Consider the following 9,514-nt stretch of genomic DNA (forward strand, 5'->3'; position numbering starts at 1 on the left):
GCCACAGAGGTCACAGAGAGCACAGAGAAAATCAAAAGCAATTTAAAGGTGTCGTCTGGCTTTTCTCTGTGAACTCTGTGTTCTCTGTGGCTAAGGATTTTGATTTTCTCGTAGCTTTCTCAACAACTGTTGCAAAGCTACTCCACGATGCGAGATGCGGTTTTTCTCCGCTGCCTCCAGTTCGGCCGCGGTGCAACCATGTTTGGGCAGATAAAAATATGGGTCGTAGCCGAAGCCGCCTTCGCCGCGTGGCGTAGCGACGATTTCGCCATGCCATTCGCCCTCAGTGATCAGCGGCTGCGGATCGCCGGCATGGCGGCAGAGCGCCAGGACACAGACATAATGGGCGCGGCGGTCAGTCTTGCCGGCGAGGTCGGCGATCAATTTGTCGTTGTTGCGCTGATCCGATTTCGGCTCGCCGGCATAGCGTGCCGAATATACGCCGGGCGCGCCATGTAACGCCGTCACGCAGATGCCCGAGTCGTCGGCCAACGCCGGCAATCCCGTGGCCTGCGCACAATGGCGCGCCTTGGCCAGCGCATTTTCGACAAAGGTGACGTGTGGCTCCTCGGCTTCGCCGACGTTGAATGCCGACTGCGGCAACAGTTCAATGCCGAGCGGCGCGAACAACTGTGCGAATTCGCGCAGCTTGCCGGCGTTGTTGGAAGCGAGAACGAGTTTATTCATGAAGCGACGAGTGCGGCTTTCTGCACGGCGATGATTTGTCCAATGCCGTTGCCGGCCAATTCGAGCAGTGCATCAAGTTCCTGGCGCGAGAACGGCGCGCCTTCGGCGGTGCCCTGTACTTCAACCATGCCGCCGCTGCCGGTCATGACGACATTCATGTCGGTGTCGCAGGCGGAGTCTTCGTCATAATCGAGATCCAGCACTGCCTGGCCTTCGACGATGCCGACCGACACGGCGGCAACGAAATCGCGCAGCGGATTGGCAGCGAGCTTTCCCGCCGCAATCAGCCTGGTTATCGCATCATTCAGCGCGACGCAGGCACCCGTGATCGAAGCACAACGCGTGCCGCCATCGGCCTGCAATACATCGCAATCGAGCGTGATCTGGCGTTCGCCGAGCGCGGCGAGATCGGTCACGGCGCGCAGGCTGCGGCCGATCAGACGCTGGATTTCCTGGGTGCGGCCGGACTGCTTGCCCTTGGCCGCCTCGCGGTCGCTGCGCGTATGCGTCGAGCGCGGCAGCATGCCGTATTCGGCGGTGACCCAGCCCCGCCCCTTGCCCTTGAGAAAGCCCGGCACTTTTTCTTCGACGCTGGCGGTGCATAGCACCTTGGTGTGGCCGAATTCGACCAGCACGCTGCCTTCGGCGTGATGCGTGTAGTGGCGGATGATGGTGAGTTTGCGTAATTCATCGGCGCGGCGGCCGCTGGTGCGGGTCATAGTTCCTCCGTAGGGCCGCTCCAAGGAGGAACAGCCAGCACATGGAGCGGGCATAGCCCGCGAACAATCGTTATCCCCTTCTTTGGCGCGTAGGCAGGAATTCGCCGAGCACTGCTCGGCGCTGCCGGAGCGGGCGATCTGTGTAAAGCGAGCCCTTCGGGGGGCGGGGGAATGGTCGTTATAGTTCTTCCTTACTTGGGTTTGATGCGGGCCTGGATTTCGGCGACGGCGCGCTCGATATCTTCATTGCTGAGCAACCTGGGCGCAGTCCCTTGGCTGGCATTGAATACGGTATCGGGGAAATTGGCGACGGTGACGGGGCCGCTGTCGTTCCCCTCCCAGCGCATCGCAATCAGCGTCAGGTTGTCGCCATTATCGCCGGCATTGTGCTCGGCCAGGTCGAGAATCTGCGGCGCCGCCTGGCCGACATCGCCGCCGCTGAAGGCGCTGACCAGCACTTGCTCGCGCAGCGGACCCCAGATGCCGTCGCTGCACAACAGCATCACGTCGCCGACCTTCAGGTCCAGGATGGCCAGATCGACGCGCGGGATGCGCGGCGTGCCCAGACAGCTCAGCACCAGATTGCGCTGCGGATGATTTACGGCTTCGGCGGCGCTGATGAGGCCTTCCTGCAACAGGCTTTCGACATGGGAGTGGTCGCGCGTGCGCGCCACCAGTTCGCCGTTGCGAATCAGGTACAGGCGCGAGTCGCCGGCATGCGCCCACCAGGCGCAGCCGTCCTGGACGACGCAGGCCACGCAGGTGGTATGCGGCGGGCGCGGTTGCCCGCCGGCCAGCATCTTGACGGCATGGTGGGCATCGAGCAGGGCTTCGACCAGGAACTGGGCCGGGTCGGCCAGACGCGGCCGGGCCTGTTGCTCGAAGCTTTTGGCAATCCGCACCATGGCGACCTGGGCCGCCACTTCGCCATTCCGGTGGCCACCCATGCCGTCGGCGACGGCCAGGAGCAGCGCTTCGGACGAATGGCGGCAGAGCAGGCGGTCCTGGTTGTTGGCGCGCCGGCCGATGCGGCTTTCCTGATAAACGGTGAATTTCATTTTTTGACGGCCTGCCGCAACCGGCTGCCGATGTGGTGCAGCCAGTGCGGCGGCGGGGTGGCGAGTTCGCGTTGCAGGGCGAAGATGCTCTGCGGCCGTGCCAGGGGGTCCAGCGCCAGGCAGCCGTCGATGAGGCCGAGCAGGTGGGCCGAGTACTTGCCGCGCCAGGCCGCCGTGGCCGGGCGCAGCTGGTCTTTTTTCCGGCGCTCGTCGGCCGCCGGCAGTTTGGCCCCGGACAGGCAGGCATACATGGTGGCGCCGACGGCATAGATGTCGGTCCACGGCCCGAGCGGTTCGTCGTCGCCATATTGTTCCGGGGCGGCGAAGCCGGGCGTGTGCATGGCCCGTTCCGGCGGGGTGTCGCGGCCGAGGGTCTGGCGCGAGGCGCCGAAGTCGAGCAGGACCGGCGTGCCGTCGCTGCGCAGGTAGATGTTGGCGGGCTTGATGTCCAGATGCAGCAGTTTCTGGGTATGCACTTCGCGCAGGCCGCTCAACAGGTGGGCGAAGGTGTAGCGCAGGAAGTTCTCGCCCAGCGTGCCGTGCAGCTTGTGGATGTGTTCCTGCAGGGTGCGGCCGCGCTCGTATTCCATGACCAGATAGACGGTGCCGTTGGCGCGCAGGAAATCCAGCACCCGCACCACGTTCTTGTGCTTCAGTTGCACCAGGTGCTGGGCTTCCTCGAAAAAACAGCGCCGCCCCTGGTCAAAGGCGGCACGGTGCTCCGTGGCCACCACCGGCTCCGGCGCCGCCCCCGTGCGCCGCGCGAACGCCGCCGGCAGGTATTCCTTGATCGCCACCGGCGCTTCCTGTTCGTCATAGGCCAGATAGACGATCGAAAACCCGCCGTCCGAGATCCGGCGTTCTATGCGGTACTGCCCTATCCGAAATCCCGCGGGTAATGGTTGGTTTACTGAGGACACCTGGCTTTCCAATACAATACCGGGATTCTCTGTTGAAGCTGCCGCCGTGTAAAGACGCGGCATGGAAAGAAAACATGATCTACAGCATGACCGGCTATGCCGCCGGCAACCGCGACCTGGGGCAGGCTATCCTCAGCATCGAAATCAAGAGCATCAATTCGCGCTATCTTGATATTGCCTTTCGCATTGGCGATGACCTGCGCCAACTCGAAATGAGGCTGCGCGAACAGATCAGCAGCGCCATCCGGCGCGGCAAGATTGACTGCCGCGTCTACCTGCAATCCCAGCCCGGCGCAGTGCGCGATAGCACACCTAACCCGGCGCGTCTGGCCCAGTTGGCGGCACTGGAGGCTGCCGTGCGGGAAAGCCTGCCCGCCGCCACGCCGCTCTCGGTCGCCGATGTGCTGCGCTGGCCCGGCGTGCTGGTCGACCAGCAACTCGATCCGCAGCAGCTTGAGGCCGAATGCCTGGCGTTGATGACGGCCCTGCTCGATGAATTGCTGGACAGCCGCGCGCGCGAAGGCGCCAAGCTGGCGGAAACCATCGTCTCGCGCGTGGCCCTGATGCGCGCACTGGTGGCCGAGGTGGCGCCGATGCTGCCGCCCCTGCTGGCCGAATATCGCGAACGCCTCTCGGCGCGTTTGCGGGAAGCGGTGGCGGCGCTCGACGAGGAACGCATCCGCCAGGAAGTCGGCGTGTTTGCCGCGAAGAGCGATGTCGCAGAAGAGCTGACGCGCCTTGCCACGCATCTGGATGAACTTGAGCGCATCGTCGCCAAGGGCGGCGCCATGGGCAAGCGGCTCGATTTCCTGATGCAGGAACTGAATCGCGAAGCGAATACGCTGGCCTCGAAATCGGTCTCCGCCGACATCACGAAAATTGCGCTGGAATTGAAACTGCTCATCGAGCAGATTCGTGAACAGGTCCAGAATATCGAATGATATGGGGATTTCAGCCACACTCGCCGCCACGCTTTTTGTGATCGCTGCCCCATCGGGCGCGGGCAAGAGCACATTGGTTAACATGCTGATGGAGCGTGGCGCCGGATTGCAGTTGTCGATTTCCTACACTACACGCCCGCCGCGGCCCGGCGAAGTGAATGGCCGGGATTACCACTTCGTCGATGTCGCCGCCTTCATCGTGATGCGTGAGCGCGGCGACTTCATCGAATGGGCCGAAGTGCATGGCAACTATTACGGCACCTCACGTCCGGCGCTGGAACGGCAAATGGCCAACGGCCGCGACGTGGTGCTGGAAATCGACTGGCAGGGCGCGCAACAGGTGCGCCAACAGTTCAAGCAGGCGGTGGGAATTTTCATCCTGCCGCCCTCGATCGAGGAACTGGAGCGGCGCTTGAGGGCGCGCGGTCAGGATAGCGACGTTGTCATCCAGCGCCGCGTGGCTGCGGCCTTGGGCGAAATGAGGCATGTGGGTGAATTCGACTTTGTTATAATCAACAAAGATTTGGCGGTAGCATTGGAAGATCTGATGGCCGCCGTGCACGCATCGCGTCTGCGGCTTCATTCCCAGCAGGCGCGCCACCCCGACGTATTCCGCTTTCTGGAACTAGGATAAATACATGGCTCGCGTTACCGTTGATGATTGTCTGAAGAGAATTCCCAATCGCTTCCAGCTTACCCTGGTGGCAACCTATCGTGCGCGCCAGATCACCATGGGCAGCACGCCCCAGGTGGAACCCGACCGGGACAAGCCCACCGTCATCGCCCTGCGCGAGCTTGCCGCCGGCAAGATCGGCCTCGAATTGCTTAACCGGCCCCAAGGTTAAGATACGGTGAGGACGGGACACACCAATGGCAGCCGTGCTCCCGTCTTCCGTTGCACCCGGCAAGGGTGCCAGCAGCAGGCAAGCTGACACAGCGCAGCGCGCCGAACTCGAAGCCGGCCTGGTCCGACTCAAAACCAGTCTTTCCACTTACCTCAAACCCGCGGAAATAGAGCGGGTCGAAGCTGCTTTCGCTTTTGGCGATGCCGCCCACATCGGACAGTTCCGCGTCAGCGGTGCGCCCTACGTATCGCATCCGCTGGCAGTGGCGGAGAAGCTGGCAGCCTGGCATCTCGATGCGCAGGCCATCATCGCCGCGCTACTACACGACGTGATGGAAGACACCGCGATTACCAAACAGGAAATTGTCGACCGTTTCGGCAATGCCGCAGCGGAACTGGTGGATGGCGTTTCCAAGCTCGACCGCATCGAAGATCAGTCCTATGAAGAGGCGCAGGCCGAGAACTTCCGCAAGATGCTGCTGGCGATGGCGCGTGATGTGCGTGTCATTCTCATCAAATTGTCCGATCGCCTGCACAACATGCAGACCCTGGGCGCGATCCGGCCCGACAAGCGGCGCCGCATCGCGCGCGAGACGCTTGACATTTATGCGCCGATCGCCAATCGGCTCGGCCTCAATACGCTGTACCGCGAACTTCAGGAACTGTCGTTTCAGCATCTCTACCCGTTGCGCTATCGTGTGCTGGCCAAGGCGGTCAAGTCCGCGCGCGGCAATCGCCGCGAAGTGGTGGAAAAGATTCTACAGGCGGTGAAAAAGCGGCTGCCCGAAGCCGGCATCGAAGCCGAGGTGATGGGACGCGAGAAGCATCTTTACGGCATCTACCGCAAGATGCGCGAGAAGCATCTGACGTTTTCGCAAGTGCTCGACATCTATGGCTTTCGCATCATCGTCAAGGATGTGCCGACCTGTTATCTCACGCTCGGCGTCCTGCACGGTCTTTACAACCCGGTACCGGGCAAGTTCAAGGACTACATCGCCATCCCCAAGGCCAATGGTTACCAGTCGCTGCACACCACCCTGATCGGTCCCTTCAGCACGCCGGTGGAAGCACAGATTCGTACCGCGGCGATGCACCATGTCGCCGAATCGGGCGTCGCGTCGCATTGGCTATACAAGGACGACAAGGCGCTCTCCGATCTGCAAAAGAAGACCAGCCTGTGGCTGCAATCGCTGCTCGAACTGCAATCGGCTTCGGGGGACTCGACCGAGTTCCTTGAACACGTCAAGATCGACCTGTTCTCGGGCGAGGTTTACGTGTTCACGCCGGCCGGCAAGATTCTGGTGCTGCCGCGCGGCTCGACCCCGGTAGATTTTGCCTACGCCGTGCATACCGACATCGGCAACCATTGCGTCGCCTGCCGCATCAACAACGAATTGATGCCCTTGCGCACCGAGTTGCACAACGGCGATCGGGTCGAGATCATCACCGCACCGCACGCCAACCCTAATCCGGCCTGGCTCGGCTATGTAAAAAGCGCCCGCTCCCGCTCCAATATCCGCCACTTCCTCAAGACCCAGCAGCAGGAGCTCTCGGCTGCATTGGGTGAGCGCTTGCTTTCCCAGGCATTTCGCAATATCGGCGCTGTGCTGGCCGACATCACCCCAGCGCGCTGGAAGCATTTGTTGCATGAAACCGGCAGCAAATCGAAACACGAGTTATTGACCGACATTGGTCTCGGCACCCGGCTTGCTGCCATTGTCGCCCGCCGCTTTTCTGGCGGCGTCAATAAAGAGCTTGGCAAGGTGAAAACCGCCGAACGGAAATCTTCAGGACCGATTCTGATCAGGGGCACCGAGGGCTTGGCCGTACAGCTTGCCAGTTGCTGCCGGCCGATTCCGGGCGACCCTGTCATCGGTCTGATCCGCAAGGGACAAGGGTTGATGGTGCATACTCACGACTGCGCCAATATCGCCAGGCAGCGCGGTGACCGCGTCGATTGGGTCGATGTCGAGTGGGAGCCGGATGTCGATGGCTTGTTCGATGTCGGCATCAGTGTGCTGGTGCAAAACCAGCGCGGTGTGCTGGCCAAGCTCACGACCGCGATCGCCGAAGGGCAATCGAACATCGTCGACGTCAGTGTCGAGGGCGATCATGGCACCACGGCTTCTGTTTATTTTACGTTGCAGGTGCTCAACCGCGCGCATCTGGCGCGGGTATTGCGCGGCTTGCGTCAAATTCCGGAGGCGATCCGCATCGTTCGCCTCAAGGACAGGGAAATTAACCATCATCATCACTAGCAGGAGAATCAAAATGGCAGACTTCGAATCCGATTACACCAAATTCATGCGCGAATGGAAGCAAAAGCATCCTGAACAGGCAGAGGAAGCCAGAAAAGGGCGGGCGCTGTGGTGGGACAAACCCCCGCGCGACCTGGATACCCAGCGTCGCGAGCAAGAAGCCAAGGTCGCGACAAAATCCTATTATTACGACGCCAATTGACGGCCGTTCTGAAATAGCGTTGTTGTTGTCATATATATTTGCTAAGCTGATGCAAGTGGGGTGGGACGTGCGAGTTTGTGGCTTGAGGCGCAGAGAAACCGGCTAGCCTGGGTCTGGTTGTCATTGGGGGGGGCATGAAGAAAATAATTTGGGCCGCCATTGTGGCGTGCCTGTTTTTTGTCGCGACAACGGTACGGGCCGAAGACGAAAAATTTGAAATCACCGGTTTCGATGTGCGCGGCAACAGCCTGTTGCCCAAAGACGAAGTAGCCAGCCTGGTTGCTCCCTTCACCGGAAAAGATCGCGTTTATGGCGATGTGCAGCGCGCGCTCGAAGCCCTCGAAGCCGCCTACCGCGCCAGAGGCTTTGGCACCGTGACCGTCTATGTGCCCGAGCAGGAACTCAAGGGCGGCGTGGTCGTGCTGCAAGTGACCGAAGCCGTGATCGGCAAGGTCAGCGTGACCGGCAACCGGTCTTTCTCCGCGGAAAATGTCCGCGCCGCACTGCCGCAGTTGAAAGAGGGCACCGCCCCCAACCTCTCCGCGATCTCCGACAACGTCCAGCTCTCCAATGAAAACCCGGCCAAGCATGTCGAACTGACGCTGGGCGTCAGCGAGGAAGCGGGCAAGGTCGATGCCAAGGTTGGCGTCAGTGATGAAAACCCGCGCCGCGTCTATTTCTCTCTCGATAACACGGGCGATAAGGAGAAGACGGGACAATACCGCTTGGGTGTTTCCTATCGCGATGCCAATGTGTTCGGCCACGATGAAGTCATGACGCTCGGCTATATCATGGCGCCCGACGCGCCGGGCGGCGTCGATGTCAATGTATTCACCGCCGGCCTGCGCATACCCTTCTACAAGCTGGGCGATAGTCTCGATCTCATCGTCGCGACGAGTTCGGTCAATGTGCCGGCCAATGTCATCACGCCGGGCGGTGGCCCACTGTCCCTGAGTGGCAAGGGATATGTTTTAGCCGCGCGCTGGAACAATCTGTTTCCACGCCAGGGCGAATACAACTCGCGCATGGTGTATGGTTTCGATTACAAATGGACCGACAATCCCTGCCGACCGAAAATTGTTGGCGCAGGCTGCGTCGACTATCTCGCAACCCCGCTCTCGGCCACCTACATCGGCCAATGGCAAAAGCCCAATCTGGCGGCAGATTTCAGCCTCGGTGCGGCCTATAACGCCACGCCGCTGGATCATCAGGAACGCTGGCGTTACAACTATGCCGCCAATGCGCGCTCGACAGACGCTAACTTCCTCATCCTCAAGGGCGGCGGTAGCTATCTGCGCTCCCTGCCCGGCGACTGGCAGGTGCGCGGCGTGCTCAGTGCCCAATACAGTTCCGATCCCCTGCCATCTTCCGAACAACTCAGCCTGGCCGGTTCCACCGCGGTGCGTGGTTTCAGCGAGCGTGTGTTGACCGCCGACAGCGGCCTGGTGGCCAATCTCGAAGCCTATACACCCGACCTCGTCCCGCTGCTCGACACTAAAACAGGCCTTCCCGGCACCTTGCGCGCGCTGGTCTTTTACGATTGGGCGTATGGCGACAGCAATAGCGCCGGCGGCTGGACCGCGCCCGCCGGTATTTGCAACACTCCTTGCCTGGCGACGCCCTCGGTCACGACCATGGTCTCCAGTGTCGGCCTTGGCTTGCGTTACTTGTTGCAAAAGGATATCAGCGCGAAATTCGACTGGGCTCGAATTCTTAACAGCGCTCCCAATCCGGCCGCTTTGACTCAGCGAATCGACGATTTATGGCGTATGCATTTCGCGCTGGTTTATGGATTTTGATTCGAAACATTTGTGACGTAATTCCTGCGCCCCTGTCAGTCGAGACATCCAGGCTGAGCGCTGTTGTAAATGGAAGAGAGGTCTGT

General features: G+C 61.0%; 10 protein-coding genes. 6 read left to right on the top strand and 4 right to left on the bottom strand.

The window, feature by feature from the left end; genetic code table 11:
* Nucleotides 1-90: 90 nt before the first annotated feature.
* The 4 genes from rdgB to K5E80_RS13615 form a co-directional block, all read right to left on the bottom strand.
* Nucleotides 91-687, bottom strand: a complete 597-nt coding sequence (rdgB, locus tag K5E80_RS13600) for an RdgB/HAM1 family non-canonical purine NTP pyrophosphatase (protein WP_220636668.1) — start codon at nt 685-687, stop codon at nt 91-93.
* Nucleotides 684-1,406: a ribonuclease PH gene (gene rph / locus K5E80_RS13605; RefSeq protein WP_220636669.1), complete on the bottom strand. Its 723-nt coding sequence runs from the start codon at nt 1,404-1,406 to the stop codon at nt 684-686. Before rph ends, rdgB begins: the two co-directional genes overlap by 4 nt.
* Before the next feature lie 191 nt (nt 1,407-1,597).
* Nucleotides 1,598-2,464 carry a PP2C family protein-serine/threonine phosphatase gene (locus tag K5E80_RS13610; protein WP_220636670.1) on the bottom strand — a complete coding sequence of 289 codons (867 nt, stop codon included), beginning with the start codon at nt 2,462-2,464 and terminating at the stop codon, nt 1,598-1,600.
* Nucleotides 2,461-3,384: a serine/threonine protein kinase gene (locus K5E80_RS13615; protein ID WP_220634493.1), complete on the bottom strand. Its 924-nt coding sequence runs from the start codon at nt 3,382-3,384 to the stop codon at nt 2,461-2,463. Before K5E80_RS13615 ends, K5E80_RS13610 begins: the two co-directional genes overlap by 4 nt.
* 74 nt (nt 3,385-3,458) lie before the next feature.
* Between K5E80_RS13615 and K5E80_RS13620 the strand changes: the two genes are divergently transcribed.
* From K5E80_RS13620 to K5E80_RS13645, 6 genes are all read left to right on the top strand, one after another.
* Complete coding sequence (locus K5E80_RS13620) at nt 3,459-4,325, top strand: YicC/YloC family endoribonuclease (RefSeq protein WP_246590987.1); 867 nt, start codon at nt 3,459-3,461, stop codon at nt 4,323-4,325.
* Nucleotide 4,326: 1 nt separating this feature from the next.
* Complete coding sequence (gene gmk / locus K5E80_RS13625) at nt 4,327-4,959, top strand: guanylate kinase (RefSeq protein WP_220636671.1); 633 nt, start codon at nt 4,327-4,329, stop codon at nt 4,957-4,959.
* Between the two features lie 4 nt (nt 4,960-4,963).
* Nucleotides 4,964-5,170 (top strand): DNA-directed RNA polymerase subunit omega, encoded by a 207-nt coding sequence (rpoZ, locus tag K5E80_RS13630; protein WP_220636672.1) that lies wholly within the window; start codon nt 4,964-4,966, stop codon nt 5,168-5,170.
* Between the two features lie 25 nt (nt 5,171-5,195).
* Nucleotides 5,196-7,427 (top strand): RelA/SpoT family protein, encoded by a 2,232-nt coding sequence (locus K5E80_RS13635; RefSeq protein WP_220636673.1) that lies wholly within the window; start codon nt 5,196-5,198, stop codon nt 7,425-7,427.
* A 13-nt stretch (nt 7,428-7,440) separates the two neighbouring features.
* Nucleotides 7,441-7,629: a DUF3460 family protein gene (locus K5E80_RS13640; RefSeq protein WP_220636674.1), complete on the top strand. Its 189-nt coding sequence runs from the start codon at nt 7,441-7,443 to the stop codon at nt 7,627-7,629.
* A gap of 134 nt (nt 7,630-7,763) precedes the next feature.
* Nucleotides 7,764-9,428 carry a ShlB/FhaC/HecB family hemolysin secretion/activation protein gene (locus K5E80_RS13645; RefSeq protein ID WP_220636675.1) on the top strand — a complete coding sequence of 555 codons (1,665 nt, stop codon included), beginning with the start codon at nt 7,764-7,766 and terminating at the stop codon, nt 9,426-9,428.
* The last annotated feature ends 86 nt before the right edge of the window (nt 9,429-9,514 follow it).

It is taken from the genome of Georgfuchsia toluolica, assembly GCF_907163265.1.
Taxonomy (GTDB): domain Bacteria; phylum Pseudomonadota; class Gammaproteobacteria; order Burkholderiales; family Rhodocyclaceae; genus Georgfuchsia; species Georgfuchsia toluolica.